Here is a 22,878-nt window from a genome sequence, read left to right on the forward strand (position 1 = left end):
AGTAGCTATAAAACAATAACTTACACAAAATCGAGTTGAAATGAAAAAATAACGATCATTTTTTAAAGTAAAAATATAGCAGAATAGATATAGAATATTTTTAAAAACCAATTAATAGAGGTCCCCTGAAGTGCTGAATCATATTTAATTACGGATTTGTCTGTTTAATTTCTAAAGCACTACATTAGTGGGGAAAAATTAACTTAAATTAATTTTAATATCTAGTAAAATGAGAAAACAATTACTACTAACCTTTTTAACCTTACCAATCTTTTTGGGGTATTCACAAATAAAATTTGAAAAAGGGTATTTTGTTCTAGATAACGGGGCTAAAACAGCATGTTATATTAAGAATATAGATTGGAAAGATAATCCGGTAGATTTTATTTACAAATTATCTTTAGAAGAGGAAACCAAAACTGCTTCTATACATGAGGTAAAAGAATTTGAAATAACAGGACAGTCATTATTCAAAAGATATAAAGTAGATATAGACAGATCCAGCGAAACGATCAGTAAGTTAAGCGTGAATATAGAACCTGAATTTAAAAAAGAACAGCTATTTTTAAAAGTATTGGTAAACGGTGATGCACTATTGTTTTCTTATGAAGATGGTAACTTAAACAGATATTTTTATGCTATGGGAGAAGAAAATCCAAAGCAACTAATCTATAAATCGTATAGGACAGTTAGTAATGATAGAGGAAGAAATAATCGATATCGACAGCAGTTATGGACAAATGTAAGATGTCAGGAAATTACCATGAACTATGTAGAAAACTTAGATTACAGGAGAAATAGTCTCATTAAATATTTTGAAAAATATAATCGCTGTATTGATCCTGCCTATAGCAATACACAAGAACAAACAAAAAAAGATGTTTTTAATCTGACAATTAATCCTGGGGTTAAGTTTTCATCATTATCTATTGATAATAAGAATAATGACTTAAGAGATATTGATTTTGGAAGTAAAACTAATTTTAAATTAGGTATAGAGCTTGAATATGTTCTACCTTTTAACAATAATAAATGGTCTGTTTTTATGGAGCCTACGTATCAATCATATAGTGCAGAGAAATTTATTACCTATTTTCAATCTTCTTTATTAACCATAGAAACTAATGTAACTGTAGATTATACTTCTATTGAGTTGCCCGTAGGGTTGCGACATTATTTCTTTTTGAAAGAAGGATCTTTGCTGTTTGTAGATGTCGGATTGTTGATGGCAGATCTTAGATTTAGGTCAAGCTTAGATTTTGAAGATGAAAGAGCTGATATCAGTGATTTAGATTTTGGATCTGCCAGCACATTTGGTAATATAGCTCTGGGAGTTGGATATAAGTTTAAGGGTAAATATAGTGCCAAACTTCAGTATGAATTTAAACGTAACATATTAGCAAAATTCACTAATTGGTCTTCTGATTATAGTTCACTGTCATTAAATCTAGGGTATACTTTATTTTAAAATTCAGCAAATAATACTATTTTCTTGAGAGTTCTTAAAAGTAACAGAATTCTACCAATATAGAATGTTGTTACTTTTTTTGCATTTCTATAATATCTCATTATTTTTAGCTTATGAATACGACCATCTTAAGTATTGCATTGATCCAGTCTCATCTTTCCTGGGAAAACCCAATACAAAACAGAGAAGTTTTTGCGCAAAAGATGAACACTATAGATTGCAGTGTCGACCTTATCATTCTGCCAGAAATGTTTACTACTGGATTTACTATGAATGCTGCTGATGTTTCTGAAACAATGGAAGGAGAAACGGTACATTGGCTTCTTAAAATGTCTCAGGAAAAAGATTGCGCTATTGCCGGAAGCATTATTATAGAGGAAAAGGAAAAATATTATAATCGGTTTCTTTTTGTAACACCTAATGGTACAATCCAACAATATGACAAGCATCAATTATTTACGTTAGCAAAAGAACAAAATGTATTTGCAGCAGGACAAGAAGAAGTAATTATAGAGTATAGAGGATGGAAAATCAAACCACAGATCTGCTATGATCTTAGATTTCCCGTATGGGCTAGAAACACCTCTGAGTATGACGTATTGTTATATGTAGCAAGTTGGCCAAAACCGAGAATACAGGCCTGGGATGTTTTATTGAAAGCCAGAGCTATTGAGAACATGTGTTATTGTATAGGCGTAAATAGAGTAGGATTAGATGGTAAGGGGTATGAATATAACGGGCATTCTGGAGTTTACGATGTGTTAGGTGATTCAATCCTCATAGAAGAAAATCCTATAGAAAAGGAAATGATTTTATATACCAAATTAGAAAAGGCACATATTTTGGATACAAGAAAAAAGCTACCTTTTCTTCAGGATGCGGATACTTTTAGATTACTCTAGGATAAAGGTTTGTTTTAATTCCCAGTTTGCACGTACATCAATTAGGTCTGGGTAGTACGATACTTTTTCTGCCTGAATATTATTTAAGAAATTTCCTGTATCCCATACACCATTGCCGTTTTCGTCAAAAATGACTCGAATATTATATTTTCCCGGGTTTAGATATTCAAAAATAATAGTCTCTTCGTTTGTTGCAATCTTTTCTGTGATAAACTCTCCTTTTTCATTAGTCAACTGAACTAGTATAGGGTATTTTTTTACATTTTGTACAGTAAGAAATATTGTACCATACTCTGCAATTTTTTTTGTTCTAAAATTGAAAGTAATAGTGTCGTTTACATTCCCTATAAAATCTTTTATCGCTTCTGGGAGTAGTTGCATATTATATGAATTTTCCTCAGTTTTTTCGAAAGAAAAAATCGCTTGATTCTCCTTTTTATCCAATGTAACAGAAAAGGGAACATCCACAGTGTCTTTATCTGTCAAAGAAATTAATTTTTCATCTATATTTTCTAAAGGCGTATTTGATAAGATAGAAAAGTCTTCGTTTAATTTCAGACTACCTCTCGAATTTGTGGTTAGTTGAAGAGAATCTTTAAATTGATCTTTAAATCGGGCTACCAATGTATCTTTATAATTATTAGAATTTGTAATTTCAAAAATCAAAGAGTCAGCTTCAAAAAAAGGTTTAAACCAATAATGAAGGGTGTCTTTTTCTTTGTCTCTAAAAATTCTGGTTTGGTAGTCCGAAGGGGTTTTGCTTAGTATATTGATTTTCATAGAATCAACTCGACCTTCGTAGCCAAAGATAAATTCGTTTTTAGATAGTTGTTTTGGTCTTAATGCTTTGAATTTTAGTACTTCTTTGAACAAATCAATAGAGAAAACCTTTGCAGTATCAGCAGGTAAGTTTATAATTTCTTCATAAAACCCAATTTTATCCTGTTTTGGCTGATATGTATAATTAGCAGCAGCATCTTTTAGTGCTATCAATTTATATTTTCCTTCTTTTAGATTGTCAAGATTAAAACCAACACTATCTAAGGTACTGGTTATGTATCTCGGCACTTCTTCAAAAACCAAAGAATCTGAATACTCCTCATTAATTTCATATAAGGCTACTGTTATAAATGGGTCAGGTTTTTTTTCCAGAGCATCTTTGACAGTTCCTCTTATGGTAAGGGAATCAAGATTAGCTCCAGTAGAAAAAACATACTTAAAAAATGGTGTAGCGTTTCCTTCATTATTATCAACTACACTTTCTCCAAAATTAATGCTATAGGTTGTGTTTTCAAGCAGGGTGTCTAAAAATTCTACTTTGATGTATTTACTGGCACCTCCACTAGGTGTAATAGAAGGTTTAGGATCCATTGGAGGGGAGATAATTATCTGTTTTTGCGGATCCTCTAATTTGATGTATTCATCAAAATAGATACGTATCTCTTTTCTATTAAAATTAGTAGAAAAATTAGGAGGCAAAGCTTTTATAAATTTTGGTGGGATTTCATCTTTTTCACCACCAGTTATAGTACCTTTTTTAGCACAACTAATAATTAGTAAAAAAAGGAGTGCAGTAAGTAATAACGTATAGGATCTTTTATACATAGTTCCGTAACAATTTTTTTTAAAAACACAAAGAAACGACTATTTATAACAAACAAAAAATCTAGGCTGTAATGGCCATTGTTGCAATACTGATTTTGATACCTTGAATTGACTTAAGTGTATTGATGCAAGCTTCTAAAGTAGCACCTGTGGTAATAATGTCATCCACTATCAAAATATGTTTGTTTTCTAATAAAGACTCATTTTGAGATCCAAATGTTTCAGAGGTGTTAATCCAGCGAGTAAATCCCCTATTTTTTGATTGTTTTTTATTGTAGGAATTTTTTTTCAATACTATATCAATATATTCTGCATCTAATTTTTTAGCAATTTCCTGTCCAAATTTCTCTACCTGATTGAATCCTCTCTCCCGTAATCGTCTGGGATGTAATGGAACTGGAATTACGGCATCAATACCTTTGTATTCAATAGATTGAGTTAGTTCTTCTCCTAGCCAAATCCCTAGCTCTTTTCCTATTTCTTGCTGTCCTCTATACTTAAGATTATGGATTAAATTTTGTACTAATCCCTCCTTCTCAAACACGAATAACGAGGTCGCGTTTTGTATTTTGGAGCGCCCATAAAATACTTTTTCGATCTTTTTAGCGTTAACCTTATGGAAATTACCTAAAGGAAGCTTGTGTCTGCAAGAAGTACACAGCATCCTTTCGTTCTTATATAGAGGACCGTTACAAGCAGCACAATATATAGGATAAAATAAATAAGCAAGATCGCTTATCATATTAGGTGAATTAACATTAATTACTATATTTAACTAAATTTACTATTTTAAAGTAACCATCAAAAAAAATTAGAAATTTATTATGACAACTCAAAACAATAACTTGACCCTTAAAATACTAATTGGTGTTCTTGGAGCTCTATTATTAATTCTGGGGATCTTCACGTATAAATTCTACAACGAAGAAAAGAGAGAAAAAGCACAATTGCAACAAGAAAAGGATCTAATTGAAAGCGAATTAGGCGAATTGATCACTAAATATGATAATGCAATTGCATTAAATGAAGTGATGGATGATCATTTGCTTAAAGAAAAGCAACGGGTAGTTGTATTATTAGATAGTTTAGAAGATTATGAAGCCAATGTTGCTTTAATTATCAGATATAGAAAACAGGTTGGGAGACTAAAAAAAGAACGTGAAAGATTATTTAGATTGGCAGATAGTTTAACTACAGCAAATGCGCAACTTGCTACCGATTTAGATAGCACATCAACAGCTCTGACAGAAAGAATCATATTCTCTGATTCATTAAGAACTCAAAATGATAAGTTGGCTGAGATCGTAGAAAGAGGTTCTGCACTTACTGCTGCTAATATAAAGGCAGAAGGTGTACGTGTACGTAATAGTGGTAAGATTACAACTACTTCTAGAGCTAATAGAGCAGAAAAAGTAAGAATATGTTTTACACTTTCTCCTAATAAATTAACCGAAAAAGGAGATAAAGACCTATTTGTTCAGGTTATCAATCCAGAAAATAATTTAATTGGTGACAAAGTTGCTATAAATTTTAATGATGATGCAGTACTAACGTATAGCGGACGTAATAAGGTATTCTATGAAAATGATGCACTAGATGTTTGCGTATTGGTAGATGCCGAAGACGGAGAGCTAGTAAAGGGTAACTATATTGTAAATCTATTCTCTGGACCAAGAATGATAGATAATACCCAGTTTGAATTAAAGTAAACTTTTACAGAAGTATAGAATAATAAAACCACCTAGTTTTTATAAAAACCAGGTGGTTTTGTCATTTTTGTCAGAAATTACGAAGATAAATTATTAATTGAATAAATTCGTTTTCAATTCATGTAAATTCAGTTATTTTTGCGGCATGGCAAATCAAGAAGATAAATTTAAAAAAGTTATTGCCCACGCTAAAGAGTATGGGTATATTTTTGGTTCTAGTGAAATCTATGATGGATTAAGTGCAGTCTATGATTATGGACAAAATGGAGCAGAGCTTAAAAAGAATATACGAGAATATTGGTGGAAAAGTATGGTGTATATGCATCAGAATATAGTAGGTCTGGATGCAGCGATATTTATGCACCCAACTACCTGGAAAGCTTCAGGCCATGTAGATGCTTTTAATGATCCGCTTATTGATAATAAAGATTCAAAGAGAAGATATAGAGCCGATGTGTTATTAGAAGATTATGCAGAAAAATTATATCAAAAAGCACAAAAAGAGATCACTAAAGCAAAAAAACGTTTTGGAGATTCTTTTGATGAAGATCAGTTTGTAGCGACCAATCCAAGAGTCATAAAATATTTGTCCGAAAAAGATGCCGTGCTAAAAAGAATGGCAAAATCTTTAGGAGAAGAAGATCTTGCAGATGTAAAAGCTTTGATAGAAGAACTGGGAATTGCTGATCCTGAGACCGGATCCAAAAACTGGACCGATGTAAGACAGTTTAACCTTATGTTCGGAACAAAATTGGGAGCTTCTGCAGAGTCTGCTACTGATTTATTTTTAAGACCAGAAACTGCACAAGGAATTTTTGTTAATTTCCTGAATGTCCAAAAAACGGGGCGCATGAAAATTCCATTTGGAATTGCTCAAACAGGTAAAGCTTTTAGAAATGAGATCGTCGCGCGACAGTTTATTTTTAGAATGCGTGAATTTGAACAGATGGAGATGCAGTTTTTTGTGCGCCCAGGAGAAGAAATGAAATGGTATGAATACTGGAAAGAAACACGTCTTAACTGGCATTTATCGCTGGGACTGGGAGAAGAAAATTATAGATTTCATGATCACGATAAGTTAGCGCATTATGCCAATGCAGCTGCGGATATTGAATTTAATTTTCCGTTTGGATTTAAAGAATTAGAAGGAATTCATTCCAGGACTGATTTTGATTTAAAGGCTCATGAAGAACATTCTGGAAAAAAACTACAGTTTTTTGACCCTGAGCTTAAAGAAAGTTATGTGCCCTATGTCGTAGAGACTTCGGTAGGCCTGGATAGAATGTTTTTGGCTGTGTTTTCTACCGCATTGCAGGAAGAAAAATTAGAAGACGGCTCTAGCAGGGTTTTACTCAAATTACCAGCTGTCGTAGCACCGGTTAAAGCTGCAATTTTGCCATTGGTTAAAAAAGATGGATTGCCAGAGGTAGCACAAAAAATAGTAAATGATTTAAAATGGAAATTTAATGTTATCTATGACGAAAAAGATGCAATAGGCCGTCGTTATAGAAGGCAAGATGCTAATGGTACTCCGTTTTGTATCACAGTAGATCATGATACATTAAACGATCAAACTGTAACGATACGAGATAGAGATACTATGGAACAAAAACGAATTCTGATTTCTGAGCTAAAATCAATTATTTCAGAAAAGGTTGAGGCAGAAAACTGGTTAAAATAGACATGCATGATTCTTTGAAGATATATGTTTAAAACAACGTATGTTCTGGACATATCGCATGGAAAAAAGTTTAAACCACTCCAATATATAAAAAAAGAGACTGTTTGAAAAGATAGTCTCTTTTTGTTAAATTATAGTCTAAGCTGTGACTTTGTATTCTAGTAAATTATACGATTTGTGATTAAAAAATTCGTATAAATTCATTGAATTATTTTTTCTTTATGCAAGGCAAAAAAATCAAGCATAGCTATAGCTACGGTTTATTTTTTAAACGAAGTAGAAAGGAAAAAGAAACGATGAATATGCGAAATTTTTAGTTGTAAATTGTATTAAAACAACAATAGGTCTATAATATTGAATCTTCGTAGGTGTAAAAATCTCTAAAAAATAGCATAAGGATTAGTTCTAATTTATGAAAGAAATCAGATAGTCATAAAATAAAATGTTAAAATAGGTAGGGTATTTTCTTTTTTAATTGTTTTTATATTAAGAAACCTTAAATATTTCAAAAACTTATTCGGTTTTTTAAAAATAGATAATTATAAAAAAAAATCGAATAGGTTGTTAATCTTAAAACCAAAAACTATGAAAATTTTAAAAAAGAATCTGTATTTACCTTTTTTTGCCTTCTTCTTGTCTGTTTTACTTTTTTCTTGTGAAAAAGCTCAGTCAGATAATGAAGAAGCACCTCTTTCTATTAATGAAATAATCGATCAAATTAATAGTGACGATAATCTATATGCCAAAATGGAAAAAATATATGAAATGGAAATTTCAAAAGCAGGGGAGAACTTATCATCATTGTATCTTGATACGATGGACAAATACAAAAATCGAACCGAACTAGAATTGAATGCTATCGGGAATGCTTTTTATGGATTATACGATGACATCATAGTTTCCAATGGTAATGATCAAAGGAAAAAAATTGTGGATCCTAATTGTTTTACAGGTAAACATGGTTGCTGTAACGTTTATCCAGTTGGTATTGTCCCTCGTTGTTTTCGATTTTATTGTCCAGATTTTCTTCATACTGTTCTTTGTCTTTAAATTAAAAAAGAATAAAAAATTAATTATTTTACAATATTAAATTAGAAAGAGATAGAGAGTTAATATGATTTCACTCTCCATCTCTTTTTTGTTTTAGTATTTTAGAGCAGAATCGATATATAATAAGTACAAATACTGACATATAATATACAACGGTTTACTGGGTATGAATAACAAATTTATGTTTACGCGGTATTGTACCTTATACGATTTGTGATTAAAAAATTCGTATAAATTCATTGAATTATTTTTTCTTTATACAAGGCAAAAAAATCAAGCATAGCTATAGCTACGGTTTATTTTTTAAACGAAGTAGAAAGGAAAAAGAAACGATGAATATGCGAAATTTTTAGTTATAAATCGTATAAGAGTATGTTTAAAAAGAATACAAATTGAAAATCAATAGTTTGGGTTCTGAGGACACTTCAAATGATGAGAATATCGAGATATTTTAATTATTTGAAGTAAGTTCACGGTTCTTAAAATATTTGTTTTCAGGAAGTTAAGGTTTTTAAACAAGCTCTAACTACTTTATTTTTTACATAAGTTTAAGTAGATGCTAACTTAGGATGGTATTACGTAGTAAAGTTCACTCTTTTTCGCCTATATTTCAAAGTAAATTGTACTTTATTTGAGTATTTTAAAACGAGAGATTACCAATATCACACGTAAAACAGCAAACTTCTGTATTTGTCAATACGATATGTTATTTACCAGAATATCAAGCCCTATATGCCTAACAAATAATATATCGCTTTTTTTGCTCATTTTGGTAGCTGTTTTTTCATAAGCTATTGCTATATCAATGAACTCATTTAGACTTTTTCAATTGGCTAAATGAGTTCAATAGTAATATAGCTAGATATTAATTTTTTTTTTGAGAATAATCTAATTTTTTGGAACAAAATTAATGGTAGCGCAATCTTGAAGAACTCCACAAGTAGGAGAAACGGCACTATAGCACACTTCTACAGTAGCGGCTTGGGTAAGATGCTCATTTAACAAAAGAATTCTACCTGTTCTTGGAGTAACTCTTTCTCCGTCAATGGTCCATTTTACAGCATTTATATTAGAATGATCAATATCTCTAATAGAAAGTGTTCTAACACCAGCAAAAGTAAATCCGAAGAATTTAAATTCATTTACACCATCAAAAACAGAGCAATCAATTGGTCTTGGGTTTCCGGGTTCTTCTTCGTTATTAGCTCTCGTCTCGAATAAATTTTCCATTTCGGCAATAGCTTGATCTTTGTCCTGTTGAGGATTGATTGCTTCTTCTTCTTTCTCACAAGAAACAAAAAGTACAGCCATAAGTAGGGTGAATAGGCTAAATTTTAGAGTTTTCATAATTTTCTAAGGTTTAGTTTATAATTAAAATGTTTACGTCTAGACTCTAGTATAACGCTCATTTTATTTTTTACCCTACCTTTGTTTTACTAAAAAATTAGACCTAAAAAGATATAATATAGATTATTTATTTGATAGCAGTAGTAATTTGTTTTAGAAAAAAGTTAAAATCTACTCCGGCATCACCGATTAATCCAAAACGAACAATGACCAGATCCTTAGAAGGAATAATAAACACCCGTTGTCCCTGAAATCCATTTGCAGAAAACATATCTATGGGTGCATCTGGATAAAAACCTCCAGCATTGAGCCAAAAATGACCCCCATAATCTCCATTAGATGTGGGGCTTGGTGTTGTTACATAATCAACCCAATCAGCATTAAAAATTTGTTCCCCATTCCAATTTCCTTTATGTAGGTATAACAATCCGAACTTTGCCCAATCTCTTACCGTTGCCCAGCCATAGGATGAACCTATATAATTACCTGCCATATCTGTTTCAATAAGCATAGATGACATTCCTATTTTATCTATAAATTCACGATATGGAAAATCCAAATATTCCTGATAGCTATCCATACGCTTTCGCAGTATTCCGGAGAGTAAATTAGAAACACCAGAAGAATAATACCAGTATTCATTTGGCTTATGAATTGCCGTTTTATGAATTTGAGGAAGTGTCATGTCTTCGTCAACATATAACATTTTTGTTACGTCAGAGATAGTTCCATAATCTTCTTCCCACGCTAATCCACAATTCATTTGCAATAAATTGTGAATAGTAATCTCTCTCCTTTCATCATTTTGCCATTCATCTATTGGTGCTTTTTGATGAATATCAATCTTTCCTTGTTTTTGTAATACTCCATATATAGTAGCTAGTACGCTCTTGGTCATCGACCACCCTAACAATTTGGAATTTTGGTCAAATCCATTGGCATATTTCTCAGCGATTATTTGATCTTTATGGATTACCAGTACTGCTCTTGTTTTTTGAATGTTTTCACCTGTTTTATCAAAAATTGAAATAACTGCCGTATTGATTTTGTCATAATCTACCGTGCTAAAAATGGTGTCTTTCTGTGCCAGGTCTCCATAAGGAAAAGGAAGGTTACGTTTACTTTTATTTCTATTTCTGTTTGGTTTAGGGTACGTCGCATTAATATCAAAATTTTCATTTATGAGTACACTTCCCAGCCCTTCTCTATAAACAGCCTTTCTTTCGTGTAAACCAAAAACCGAGGCAATCGCAGTTTTTTTATTTATATCCACCTCATCATCTGCCAGATGAACTGGAGAAAAACTATTGTCATAAGTGTCTGTAAACTCAATACTTCGGTTACCAATAAAAACAGATGAAGCCATATTCTTAGCAGAATAGCCAGAGAGTATCGTTAGTTTAGGATAGTTCCAAAAAATTGCAATAAGAATAAGGGCTACGCATCCTATGAATGTATATCCTAAAAATTTTTTAAATCGTTTCATGGTATCAAGAGTTAAATCTTTTTTAAAAATAAACAATATCATATAAAATAAATCATATCTATTGTTATAAAATTTACGCGATAATCGAGAGTTAAATGTCTGTGTTTGTCCCTAGGTATTTGAGGAGAATGAAAGAATTATTTTAGCCATTGTTCAATACTAAAAGGTATCCTGAGATGTGGTATTCTTCTAAAAGAAATAAAAAAATGATTTTTCTTTCTCAGTAAACATTTATAAAGATTGGTATTACTATTTTTGTATAAAGAAATTAATATGTTAGATGTTCAGAAAATAAGAGAGGATTTTCCTATTCTTAAACGAAAAGTACATGGAAATCCTTTAGTATATTTTGATAATGCGGCAACCTCTCAGACTCCACAGGTGGTAATTGATGCGATAGTAGATTATTATAGTAATTATAATGCTAATATTCATCGAGGAGTACACACATTGTCTCAGGAAGCTACAGATGCTTATGAGCTTGCACGCAAAAAGGTACAACAGCACTTTAATGCGGCAAATTCGCATGAAATTATTCTAACTACGGGAGCTACACACAGTATCAATATTGTAGCTACGGGTTTTGCTAACTTGCTTTCGCAAGGTGATGAGATTATTGTTTCTGCTTTAGAACATCATTCTAATATAGTTCCCTGGCAGATGTTGTGCGAAAAGACAGGTGCTATATTAAAGGTAATTCCTATGAATCAGGAAGGAGAATTACTTATGGAGGTGTATGATCAATTGCTTTCTGACAAGACTAAATTAGTATTTACCAATCATATCTCTAATGCTTTGGGAACTGTCAATCCTATTGAAGAGATTATAGAAAAAGCACATAAAACCGGAGCAGCTGTATTGATTGATGGCGCCCAATCATGTCCACACATAAAACCGGATGTACAAGCACTTGATGTAGATTTTTATGTAGCTTCTGCTCATAAATTATGCGGACCCACAGGAGTTGGTGTATTATATGGAAAAGAAGATTGGCTGAATAAACTTCCTCCTTATCAGGGTGGTGGTGAAATGATAGATCAGGTAACTTTTGAAAAAACTACCTATGCAGGGCTTCCTCACAAGTTTGAAGCAGGAACTCCTAATATCTGTGGAGGTATTGCTTTTGGTGTAGCACTTGATTATATGAACAGTATTGGTTTTGATTCTATTGCTGGCTATGAGCAAGAATTACTGAACTACGGAACCGAGAAACTATTGGCAATCGATGGTCTGAGAATATATGGTACTTCAAAAAATAAAACTTCTGTTATTTCTTTTAATTTAGGCGATATTCATCCCTATGATGTAGGTTCGATTGTAGACAAATTAGGAGTGGCAGTTCGTACAGGGCATCATTGCGCACAACCTATTATGGATTTTTATAAAATTCCAGGAACCATACGAGCATCATTTTCTTTTTATAATACCAAAGAAGAAATAGACATCCTGGTAGCATCAGTAAAAAAAGCCAAAATGATGCTTTCATAGTATCCATCACTTCAGTAAAAAGTTAAGACCTATTTATCTCTCATAGGTAAAACGGTATTCTCTTTTTGTCGGTAATAGATAACAGCGTATAGAAGGACTATTCTAAAATGCATGTTCTTTATTATAAAGGATATAACAAACTTCTTTTATTCACGTTCTACAATAAAACGGATGCTGCTTTACCACATCTTAGAATCTAATATCATGAAGCAAAAAATACTATCTGTCATCTTACTTTCTGCGGTGTCAATGATACTATTACCAGGGCATACACACTATAAAAAAGAAAGTGCCGATCCTCAAATTACAACAGAATCTTTAACAAGGGTACAAAAAGATTCTATCAGAAAATGTTATACCATGGAGCTTTTTGAAAAACACCTGTCGAGAATTCCTAGCATGCGATCAAGAATAGAGGGAATCGAAAATAGATGTCAGGCATATATTGAAGGCCTGAGATCTGGAAAAATTGATGATTTGCATCCTATCTTTATTCCTGTAGTGGTTCACGTAATTTACAATAATGAAGTGGAAAATATTAGTGATGCCCAAATTCAGTCGCAAATTGATGTACTCAATCAGGATTTTAACAAAACAAATACAGATAGTAATCAGGTGCCCGAAGAATTTCTGGATGTCGCATCAGATATAAAACTTAATTTTAAGCTTGACAGAATATTAAGGATATCTTCAAAAAGAGCTTCCTGGGGAACAAATGATCAAATGAAATTCACCTCTAATGGTGGTTCTAATGCAATAGAGCCCAGAAATCATCTTAATATTTGGGTCTGTACTATTGGTGGCGGAATTTTGGGGTATGCACAATTTCCAGGAGATAATATTAATACTGATGGTGTGGTAATATCTTCACAATATTTTGGTACAGAAGGATCTGCACAAGCTCCTTTTAATAAAGGAAGAACAGGCACTCATGAGGTCGGTCATTGGCTTAATTTACGACATATCTGGGGAGATGGTAATTGCACCAAGGATGATTTTGTAGATGATACCCCTATATCAGGCACCCCAAACTATGGATGTCCTAATTACCCCACAATGCATTGTGATTCTAATGACATGACCATGAATTATATGGATTATGTAGATGATGCCTGTATGTATATGTTTACCAAAGGACAGGTAGAAAGGATGAAAGCTGTATTTGCAGAAAACGGACCTAGAAAAGGCTTTTGTAAAAATCAAGGATAAGTTATTAATATATAGAGGCTTGTTGTGTTTTTGGAGCATAGTATTTATATCATTATAGATCACTTACTTTTTTGGTGTTTAGATTTCTTAATTGATTGTAGTATATCCTTTATAAGAAGAAGTAATTTTATGAGATACCAGGAAACTATATTGTTTCATACTAAAATGCCCTGGTTTTAGCTATTTTTGATTTTTATAAATTCTGGATTAAATTTTAAGACTTAAAAAATATAATGAGTAAGATTTTTATGATTCTCAGTTTCATTTTCCTGTATTCTTCTTGTCAGGAGACCAAAACGATATATATAGCATCTCAGATGAAAGATTGTCAGGGAGTTGGTCCTCAAAAATGTTTGTTAGTAAGAGAGAGTCCAGAAGCCGAATGGCAATTCTTTTATGACCAGATAGAAGGTTTTGAATATGAAGAAGGATATAAGTATAAGATTAAAGTTTCTATAAGTAGTATCAAAAACCCACTAGAAGATGGCTCATCATTGCAATATAAATTGATAAAAGTAATTTCTAAACAAAAAAATCAATCCATCGCCCAAAATACTTCTGAGAAGCAAAATGATCTGGAATTTGAATATGAGGCATTGTCGAGAGGTTATTTTTTTAAAGCTAAAATCGATAAAAATACCATAACATCATTTAAAGATAGAAACCTTAATAATAAGGTATCCAAAGACTGTAGTAAAAGTGATTGGAATACCCTTCTTTCCCTTGCAGAAGACATAGAATTGACTGAGTTAAGCAAGTTAAAAGCTCCTGGCGAGAAACGATTTTTTGATGGAGCTGCCCACGCGATTTTAAAGGTTACTTCAGGAAACAAAACATACATATCTGCTAATTTTGATCATGGTGACCCACCGGATGAAATAAAACTATTAGTAAATCAAATACTATCATTGTCAGAAAGTATTGAATAGCACCATTTGTTATTGTATTTTTGTGAAAAATTGTAAGTATATGTCGATACGAGAACTTCAGGAAGAGATTGTTGATGAGTTTAGCATGTTTGATGACTGGATGCAACGATATGAATATATGATTGAGCTTGGTAAATCCCTGCCGTTAATTGATGAGAAATATAAAATTGACGAGAATATTATAAAAGGTTGCCAGAGCAAAGTGTGGGTTCATGCGCAGATGGATGATGATAAGATAGCGTTTACCGCAGATAGTGATGCTATTATTACTAAAGGAATTATTGCTATCTTAATTCGTGTTTTTTCTGGACAACATCCTAAAGATATTATAGATGCAGATACAGATTTTATTGACCAAATTGGTTTAAAAGAACATCTCTCACCTACAAGAGCCAATGGATTGGTCAGTATGATTAAACAGTTAAAGATGTATGCAATTGCATACCAAACGCAACTTAATTAATATTCTTATCAGGCTAAACCGATAGAAGCCAGCAAAAATAAAAATCATGAGCGAAATAGATATTGATACCACAGAATTGGGAGAAAAGATTGTAAGAGTTCTTAAAACGATTTATGATCCAGAGATTCCCGTTGATATATATGAATTAGGACTAATATATGATGTATTTGTCAATGAAGATTATGATGTAAAAATCCTAATGACACTTACTTCACCTAATTGCCCTGTAGCAGAGTCATTACCAGAAGAAGTAAAGGAAAAAGTAAAATCTCTGGATGCAGTAAATGATGTAGAGTTAGAACTTACCTTTGAGCCTACCTGGACGCAAGACCTGATGAGTGAAGAAGCTAAGTTGGAATTGGGAATGCTGTAAGCATAATACTTTTTAATTAAAATCATGGCTGAAGAAATTATTAATAGGGTAGCAAGTAATAAAAATTTAATTTCATTTGATCTGGAAGAATACTATCCAGAAGGAAATCGAGTAGTATTTGATATCAAAGACTGGCTTTTTGAAGGCTTCATATTACGTGAAAAAGATTTTAGAGAACTTGTCTCAGCACATGATTGGAGTCAATATAAAGATTCATACGTTGCTTTAACGTGTTCTACAGATGCAATCATCCCTGGTTGGGCATATCTTTTATTGACTAGTTCATTGATTCCATTTGTAAAAAAAGTGGCAGTGGGTTCTTTAGAGAATTTAGAAACAATTTTGTATAGCAGTATTATTGATAGATTAGATATTTCTGAGTATCAGGATAAATTATTAATCATAAAAGGATGCACTACCAAACCAGTTCCAGAAAGTGCATATATAGAACTCATACAAAAGCTACAACCCGTTGCCAAAAGTATTATGTATGGAGAAGCCTGTTCCTCGGTTCCTTTATATAAAAGAAAATAATTCGTTTTATCGTTTAAATTCGTTGTTTGTCGAAAAAAAATTAAAGAATAGAAATGCTTTACTATTCTTCAAATATTGATTAGCTTAGATTTGCACAAAATTCTTTAAAGTCTGAAACGCTATAATATTCAGACATAAACAAACAATTTAAACCTAATAAAATGATTAAGAAATTAGTTTTAGTAACAACCTTATTTTTGGGAGTGACTTCTTTAACTGCACAAACAGTAGAAGAACTAAAAAAAGATCAAACAGTAAAAAAAGACTCTATAGCAGCGATACAAGGTAGAGTAGATGCCATACAAGCACAGATAGACGCTATTCCAGGTTGGAAAATAGGTGCTTTTGGTACAATTGGTGGAAGTATTTCCGGGTTCAATAATTGGTTTGCACAAGAGATTCCTAATAACTCTGCCGGAACTATAGGGGTTACAGTCAATGCATATGCTAATTTATTACAAGAAAAATATTTTTGGAGAAATAGTGCTAATGTAAACCTTGCCTGGATCAAACTGGATGATAAAGATAATGATGATGATATCCCGGTAGTAGATGATAATGATTTTAGAGAAGCAACAGATGTATTTAATATAACATCTTTATTTGGATATAAATTAACAAAAACATTAGCTGTTTCTACATTGGCAGAATACAGGACTACGATATTAAACAATTTTAATGATCCTGGTTATCTGGATTTTGGTGTGGGTATTACCTGGACTCCGGTAAAAGATCTTGTTGTTGTTGTTCACCCTCTGAACTACAATTTTGTATTCAGTAAAGGTTCTGCAGAATATGAATCTTCCTTAGGAGCAAAAATTGTAGCAGATTATACTCGTAAAATTGGCGCTATTAATTTTAAGACAAACGTATCGGCATTCTTAAGTTATGAAGATCCAGATTATTCTAACTGGACCTGGACCAATTCTTTTTCATATACGTTATGGAAAGCCATTGGTGTAGGATTTGATTTTGGGCTTAGGGGCAACAAGCAGGAAGCGTTTAATTATGTTCTGGCTCAAGATGCATTGTTAGTTCCTCCTCCAACTATGGAGCGTACACTGGAAAATACAGATAATGAATTACAATCTTTCTGGAATATCGGATTAAGTTATTCGTTCTAGAAATAGAAAATTTGTTAGACCATTTCTTGTTTTAAAATTAAAATACAAAGAGCAAATTTTAACAGGTAGTTTTACATCAGAAATGGTAGAATATACAAAAGACCGTCTTACTTATTTTGAGACGGTCTTTCTTTTTCTGGGATTAAATTGCATATGACATTCATATAAATCTTCATCAATAGTATTATACGATTTATAACTAAAAATTTCGCATATTCATCGTTTCTTTTCCCTTTCTACTTCGTTTAAAAAATAAACCGTAGCTATAGCTATGCTTGATTTTTTTGCCTTGCATAAAGAAAAAATAATTCAATGAATTTATACGAATTTTTTAATCACAAATCGTATTAAAACCTAATCTTTCATATAAATATCTAGCTGGATTTTCTTTTAAAACTTTTAGATGTATCTCTTTCTCTAATTTTTTTGCTTTAGTTATTAATTGATTCAATATATAAGATGCTATTCCTTTACCTTGATATTGCAGAAGTATCTGGATCTGTAAAATAGTCATAATCTTCTCAGTCTCTATATATTTTAATAAACCAATATTTTCTTCTTGATAACTGATAACAAATGATTTATCAAAATAGATCTCCACTCTGGATATATGTTCTTCATCTGATAAATAAAGATCTGCTTTTTCCAGATGCGGTACCATAGTAGATTTTCTTAAAAAAAGCAAGAATTCCTTATCCTCATTTCTTGCTTTGATTAGTGAAATATCCATGTTTTTATTATTTTTCTGTAGTTATATTATGTGTTTAGCATAATTTTATCATCCTATTTGTAACAATCTGAAAAAATACAAGTTTTTCTAAATGTTTGACCAACGTATGTTTAAAAATTAACCAAATCGTAATGATTTAATTACGTTTGAAAAAATTATATGCTTACTTTATATTTGTATCCTGCTAATTATGATATGTCTATGAAAAAAATAGGTTTTTTGATATTCTCATTTATTTGTGTAATAAAAACCTATGGACAGGAAGAAAACAAAACAAAGGAATCTGATTCTATCCAGTTACAGTTAGTTCATACCTTAGATAGTCTTTTAAAAAATACGCCTAATGATTTAAATGTTAAGGTTTTAAAAGAAGTGTTAAAAAAAATCACTCCTAAAAAATCAAAAGTACCCAAAGAAGGTTGGAATCGAATAGGTAAATTCTCATTACTCTTTAATCAATCCGCATTTAATTTTGACTGGCAGGGAGGAGGAACTTCTAATATAGCAGGAAATACGGCACTTAATTATGAGTTTAATTATAAACGAAAGAGCCTTACCTGGGATAATAAAATTATAGCAGACTATGGGATCACTTTTTTAAAAGGAGAAAGTTTTGCCCGTAAAACAAATGATCGCATAGAATTTAATTCCAGATTGGGAGAACGAATCGGAAATACTTTTTGGAACTACTCATTATTTGTGAATTTCAGATCACAATTTGCTAAAGGATATCGATTTACCAAAGATCCTGATACAGATGAAACGATCCGTACAGAAGAAACTCATTTTTTTTCTCCTGCTTTTGTGCAAATAGGACCAGGGATTTTATGGAAAAAAAGCGATAATTTTAATTTTAATATTGCTCCGGTAACTTCTCGTATGATATTTGTAGACGATCAGTTTACGACCACTCCTGATTATGTGGATGGTGATTATTTTGGAGTAGATGCAGGAAAAAGCTCGAGATTTGAGTTTGGTGGATCTCTGGCTGCTTATACAAAGTTTGAAGTAGTTAAGAAGGTGACCATCGAGAATATCCTGAATCTGTATTCTAATTATATAGAAGATCCGGCAAATATAGATATAGACTATACTCTAAACCTAAACCTGATCGTAAATAAGTATATCTCAGGAAGTTTTGTCTTTCAGGCAATCTATGATGATAATGCAACCAGCGGTTTCCAGATACGTGAAGTAATTGGTTTGGGACTCAATTATGAGTTTTGATCTCTGATTGCAATTTATTCTTCTACAAACTCAGGATACAAAAAGTTATTATAAGGAAAACGGGTTACATGAATTTCTCTAACTTCCTGATAAACTCTTTTTCTAAACATATCCATATTTTGTTTGTTGATAGCAGAAATAAATAATGCGCTGTCACCTATTTTACTCATCCAGGTCTGTTTCCATTCTTCGAGTGTATAATGTGCTTTGGTTTTTTCTGTAATCAGGTCGTCCTCTTCTATAGTTTCATGTTTATATGCATCAATTTTGTTAAAGACCATGATGGTAGGCTTATCTACACTATCAATCTCGTCGAGAATCTTATTAACAGAATCAATATGATCTTCAAACTGAGGATGAGAAATATCGACTACGTGCAACAGTAAGTCAGCTTCTCGTACCTCATCTAAGGTGCTTTTAAAACTCTCTACCAATTGTGTCGGTAATTTTCTGATAAACCCTACAGTGTCACTTAATAAAAAAGGAAGGTTGCCAATAACTACCTTTCTTACTGTTGTATCTAAGGTAGCAAAAAGCTTATTTTCTGCAAAAACATCACTTTTGGCAATTACGTTCATCAGTGTCGACTTGCCTACATTTGTGTAGCCTACAAGTGCCACACGAATCAGTTTACCACGATTACCTCGCTGAGTAGCCATTTGTTTATCTATGGTGAGTAATTTCTTTTTTAATAAAGAAATACGATCTCTTACGATCCGTCTATCCGTCTCAATTTCTGTTTCTCCGGGACCACGCATACCAATACCACCACGTTGACGTTCTAAGTGTGTCCATAATCCGGTTAATCGAGGTAATAAGTATTGATATTGCGCTAGTTCTACCTGCGTTCTGGCATAACTTGTCTGAGCACGTTGCGCAAAAATATCCAGAATTAAATTCGTACGGTCTATAATCTTTGCTTTCAGAATGCGCTCTATATTACGTTGCTGTGCGGGTGTTAGTTCATCATCAAAAACAACTGTACCAATATCGTGCTGTTCTACATAGGTTAATACTTCCTCCATTTTACCGGATCCGATAAAAGTTTTGGAATTAGGTATTTCCATTTTTTGAGTAAAACGTTTTACTACTTCACCACCTGCTGTGTATGTAAGAAATTCTAATTCGTCTAGAAATTCATTCAACGTATCTGCATCCTGATTTTTAGTAATGATTCCTATCAAAATTGTCTTCTCGTATATTGTTTCTTCTTTTTCTATCATCAATAAAACTGTTTCCTTGCTATCATATCTTAAAGATATTTCTATTCTTATTATACTAAACGGTTTTCAAAATAACCTATTATTTACATTTAAATCTTGTTGCATCGATAAAAAAATGAATTCAATAGAGTGTTTGCCATTTATTTTTAGCATTAATGAGCAAAGGTACAATATTGTATGCTTTTGAATTTGTACTTTAGAGATTTACAATAAATTTTAATTGAATGTCTTCCAGAAATTACGTTACAAAAAAAAATACCAACCTTCATACCATAGCATTTTACAATTTAGAGAATCTTTTTGATACCAAAGATAACCCAATCACACTGGATAATGATTTTTTACCAAATTCAGAAAAGGAATGGAACAAACGAAAGTATAATAAGAAAATCTTTAAGCTGGGAACTGCTATTTCTAATATAGGATTTGCTAAAACTGGAAAAGCTCCTGTAATTCTGGGGGTTGCCGAGGTAGAAAATAAAGCAGTTTTAGAAGATCTTGTTAAAACAAAACACTTAATCAATAAAAACTATGATGTTGTGCATTATGAATCTCCTGATGAGCGAGGAATTGATGTAGGTCTTTTATATCAAAAAAAACATTTTACCGTAACACATTCTGAAAGCGTTCAGGTGTTAGTAGATAATGCCTATGGCGAAAGAGATTTTACAAGAGATATCCTTTGGGTTACAGGGAATTTACAAAATGAAGAAATACATATCTTAGTCAATCATTGGCCTTCTCGCAGGGATGGAGCAGCATCAACAGCATATAAAAGAATTGCAGCCGCAGAGAAGAATCGAGAAATCATAGATCAAATCACAGCATCAGATCCAAATGCGAAGATCATCGTTATGGGTGATTTTAATGATGATCCTACCAGTGAGAGTGTAAAAGAATATTTAGTACAAGAAGATTTTTATAACCCTATGGAACGTCTGCTTACGAGGTACCGAGGAACATTAAATTATAGAAGTCAATGGAATTTATTCGATCAAATTGTTTTCAGTAATAACTTTCATAAATATAAAGCAGCTACACATAGTTTTTCTGAAGCAAATATATTTGATGATAGTTTTCTCAAGATCTATAAAGGCAGGTATAAAGGGAATCCTTTTAGAACCTATGCCGGGCGAAAATATAAAGGAGGTTACAGTGATCACTTTCCTGTATATGTACATCTAAAATTGAGTCTTTAAAAAAGCACGATTATACGTAAACAAAAGAGGTGATTACCTCTATACTTACCAGTAAACCCCTTGAATAATGTCCGAATTCTTTTAGAATCAATCTTTTCGGACATGCTTTACCTGTATGGCTACTAGTTTTGTCTTCGCATTTTAGAGCCTCATAATACATTCTTAAAATATCAAGACAGTGAGAAATATAGAATCGGCGCCAATACTTTATGTTTCTCTCCTAAATGATTTTATGAATCACTATGATTTCTAAAAACAGATTAGCACCTGTTATCTGTATAAAAATCAATAGGCGAATTAGTTATATCAATTCTTAGATGAAATCACCATAAACTGAAACAAAAAGAAATGATTTCAGCAGGTAATTTCATTTGAGATGATATGATTCCTAAAATTAAACAAAAATGAAAAGATTATTTTATGTATTACCTATTATTGGATTATTACTATGTGCATCATGTGACCAAGATGAATCCAATGAAGTTATTAATGAAAACCAGCTATTAGATCAGGTTCTGCCTGAAGTATCAGATGTTGTAACTGTCAAAAATTTTGGTGTAGCTATTGCTCCTGGATTATATGGGCCTATTCATGTAGGCGTTCTTAGTAAAGTAACTTATACGTATCACCCTACTCAGGCTCAATTAAAAGCTGTTCCAAAAGCAGTAAGGAAATATAAAATTCATTTTGAAGTAGATGATCCATTGATGGCTGGTACAGACTGGCAGCACATAGTTAGTTTTGATGTTTCATCAAACAGTGTTCAGGTGAAATTTCCTATACAATTCAATGTAGGGGGAATTACCAGATGGAGAGTTCGTTATGAAATGTACAACGAAGATACGCTTACCAGCTATTCTAAAAGAAAAGTGGTGAATGTAAATTATGTTATTCCTGGATAAGTCTATTTTTTTTGACTCGATAATCGAGATTTAAATGCTCCGAGGCTTGCCTCAAAATCAAAATGTCTTTTTCAATAAATGTCTCGTGGGCTTGCCCCGAGGTAGTTTATACGATTTGTGATTAAAAAATTCGTATAAATTCATTGAATTATTTTTTCTTTATGCAAGGCAAAAAAATCAAGCATAGCTATAGCTACGGTTTATTTTTTAAACGAAGTAGAAAGGGAAA

The 22,878-nt window shown here is 32.1% G+C and carries 21 protein-coding genes; 15 read left to right on the plus strand and 6 right to left on the minus strand.

The features are described 5' to 3' along the window. Window positions 1-229: 229 nt before the first annotated feature. Together F0000_RS08180 and F0000_RS08185 are read left to right on the plus strand one after the other, a co-directional pair. Window positions 230-1,468 carry an outer membrane beta-barrel protein gene (locus tag F0000_RS08180; RefSeq protein ID WP_149624229.1) on the plus strand — a complete coding sequence of 413 codons (1,239 nt, stop codon included), beginning with the start codon at window positions 230-232 and terminating at the stop codon, window positions 1,466-1,468. Window positions 1,469-1,581: 113 nt separating this feature from the next. After that, window positions 1,582-2,370 carry an amidohydrolase gene (locus tag F0000_RS08185; protein ID WP_149624230.1) on the plus strand — a complete coding sequence of 263 codons (789 nt, stop codon included), beginning with the start codon at window positions 1,582-1,584 and terminating at the stop codon, window positions 2,368-2,370. On the opposite strand, the gene F0000_RS08190 is transcribed toward F0000_RS08185, so the two are convergent. Together F0000_RS08190 and F0000_RS08195 are read right to left on the minus strand one after the other, a co-directional pair. Next, the gene (locus F0000_RS08190; protein WP_149624231.1) at window positions 2,362-3,975 is read right to left on the minus strand and encodes an Ig-like domain-containing protein; all 1,614 of its coding nucleotides are present in this window, start codon (window positions 3,973-3,975) and stop codon (window positions 2,362-2,364) included. The two genes, F0000_RS08185 and F0000_RS08190, sit on opposite strands and share 9 nt — an antisense overlap. Window positions 3,976-4,036: 61 nt before the next feature. Further along, the gene (locus tag F0000_RS08195) at window positions 4,037-4,717 is read right to left on the minus strand and encodes a ComF family protein (protein WP_149624232.1); all 681 of its coding nucleotides are present in this window, start codon (window positions 4,715-4,717) and stop codon (window positions 4,037-4,039) included. Between the two features lie 82 nt (window positions 4,718-4,799). Between F0000_RS08195 and F0000_RS08200 the strand changes: the two genes are divergently transcribed. The 3 genes from F0000_RS08200 (at window position 4,800) to F0000_RS08210 (ending at window position 8,415) form a co-directional block, all read left to right on the plus strand. Next, window positions 4,800-5,684 carry a hypothetical protein gene (locus F0000_RS08200; protein ID WP_255452671.1) on the plus strand — a complete coding sequence of 295 codons (885 nt, stop codon included), beginning with the start codon at window positions 4,800-4,802 and terminating at the stop codon, window positions 5,682-5,684. 145 nt (window positions 5,685-5,829) lie between these two features. After that, on the plus strand, window positions 5,830-7,365 hold the full coding sequence (locus tag F0000_RS08205) for a glycine--tRNA ligase (protein WP_149624234.1): 1,536 nt from the start codon (window positions 5,830-5,832) through the stop codon (window positions 7,363-7,365). Between the two features lie 585 nt (window positions 7,366-7,950). After that, on the plus strand, window positions 7,951-8,415 hold the full coding sequence (locus F0000_RS08210; protein ID WP_149624235.1) for a hypothetical protein: 465 nt from the start codon (window positions 7,951-7,953) through the stop codon (window positions 8,413-8,415). Between the two features lie 888 nt (window positions 8,416-9,303). Here the strand turns inward: F0000_RS08210 and F0000_RS08215 are convergent. Together F0000_RS08215 and F0000_RS08220 are read right to left on the minus strand one after the other, a co-directional pair. Next, window positions 9,304-9,762, minus strand: coding sequence for a hypothetical protein (locus F0000_RS08215; protein WP_149624236.1), 459 nt, complete (start codon window positions 9,760-9,762; stop codon window positions 9,304-9,306). Window positions 9,763-9,889: 127 nt separating this feature from the next. Then, window positions 9,890-11,248: a serine hydrolase gene (locus F0000_RS08220; RefSeq protein WP_149624237.1), complete on the minus strand. Its 1,359-nt coding sequence runs from the start codon at window positions 11,246-11,248 to the stop codon at window positions 9,890-9,892. A 273-nt stretch (window positions 11,249-11,521) separates the two neighbouring features. Here F0000_RS08220 and F0000_RS08225 point away from each other — a divergent pair, with 273 nt between their 5' ends. The 7 genes from F0000_RS08225 to F0000_RS08255 all read left to right on the plus strand — a co-directional run bounded on the left by F0000_RS08225 (window position 11,522) and on the right by F0000_RS08255 (window position 17,368). Beyond that, window positions 11,522-12,736 carry an aminotransferase class V-fold PLP-dependent enzyme gene (locus tag F0000_RS08225; RefSeq protein ID WP_149624302.1) on the plus strand — a complete coding sequence of 405 codons (1,215 nt, stop codon included), beginning with the start codon at window positions 11,522-11,524 and terminating at the stop codon, window positions 12,734-12,736. A 204-nt stretch (window positions 12,737-12,940) separates the two neighbouring features. Continuing rightward, complete coding sequence (locus F0000_RS08230; RefSeq protein WP_149624238.1) at window positions 12,941-13,945, plus strand: zinc metalloprotease; 1,005 nt, start codon at window positions 12,941-12,943, stop codon at window positions 13,943-13,945. 233 nt (window positions 13,946-14,178) lie between these two features. Then, entirely contained in the window at window positions 14,179-14,874 is a 696-nt protein-coding gene (locus tag F0000_RS08235) for a DUF4377 domain-containing protein (protein ID WP_223148885.1), read from the plus strand. 40 nt (window positions 14,875-14,914) lie between these two features. Next, on the plus strand, window positions 14,915-15,337 hold the full coding sequence (locus tag F0000_RS08240; RefSeq protein ID WP_149624240.1) for a SufE family protein: 423 nt from the start codon (window positions 14,915-14,917) through the stop codon (window positions 15,335-15,337). A gap of 46 nt (window positions 15,338-15,383) precedes the next feature. Then, entirely contained in the window at window positions 15,384-15,710 is a 327-nt protein-coding gene (locus tag F0000_RS08245; protein WP_149624241.1) for a DUF59 domain-containing protein, read from the plus strand. A 24-nt stretch (window positions 15,711-15,734) separates the two neighbouring features. Then, window positions 15,735-16,244, plus strand: a complete 510-nt coding sequence (locus F0000_RS08250; protein ID WP_149624242.1) for a DUF2480 family protein — start codon at window positions 15,735-15,737, stop codon at window positions 16,242-16,244. Window positions 16,245-16,405: 161 nt separating this feature from the next. Further along, the gene (locus tag F0000_RS08255) at window positions 16,406-17,368 is read left to right on the plus strand and encodes a DUF3078 domain-containing protein (RefSeq protein WP_149624243.1); all 963 of its coding nucleotides are present in this window, start codon (window positions 16,406-16,408) and stop codon (window positions 17,366-17,368) included. Window positions 17,369-17,699: 331 nt separating this feature from the next. Here F0000_RS08255 and F0000_RS08260 read toward each other — a convergent pair whose 3' ends face one another. Next, a complete protein-coding gene (locus F0000_RS08260; RefSeq protein ID WP_149624244.1) occupies window positions 17,700-18,098 on the minus strand; it encodes an N-acetyltransferase in 399 nt (132 codons plus the stop codon). A gap of 159 nt (window positions 18,099-18,257) precedes the next feature. Here F0000_RS08260 and F0000_RS08265 point away from each other — a divergent pair, with 159 nt between their 5' ends. Beyond that, on the plus strand, window positions 18,258-19,325 hold the full coding sequence (locus F0000_RS08265) for a DUF3078 domain-containing protein (RefSeq protein WP_255452672.1): 1,068 nt from the start codon (window positions 18,258-18,260) through the stop codon (window positions 19,323-19,325). A 14-nt stretch (window positions 19,326-19,339) separates the two neighbouring features. Here the strand turns inward: F0000_RS08265 and hflX are convergent, their stop codons facing one another. Beyond that, entirely contained in the window at window positions 19,340-20,548 is a 1,209-nt protein-coding gene (gene hflX, locus F0000_RS08270) for a GTPase HflX (protein ID WP_149624245.1), read from the minus strand. A gap of 224 nt (window positions 20,549-20,772) precedes the next feature. On the opposite strand from hflX, the gene F0000_RS08275 reads away from it, so the two are divergent. Continuing rightward, window positions 20,773-21,747 (plus strand): endonuclease, encoded by a 975-nt coding sequence (locus tag F0000_RS08275; RefSeq protein WP_149624246.1) that lies wholly within the window; start codon window positions 20,773-20,775, stop codon window positions 21,745-21,747. Window positions 21,748-22,151: 404 nt separating this feature from the next. Then, entirely contained in the window at window positions 22,152-22,649 is a 498-nt protein-coding gene (locus F0000_RS08280; protein ID WP_149624247.1) for a hypothetical protein, read from the plus strand. The last annotated feature ends 229 nt before the right edge of the window (window positions 22,650-22,878 follow it).

The organism is Aquimarina sp. RZ0, assembly GCF_008370685.1.
Taxonomy (GTDB): Bacteria; Bacteroidota; Bacteroidia; order Flavobacteriales; family Flavobacteriaceae; genus Aquimarina.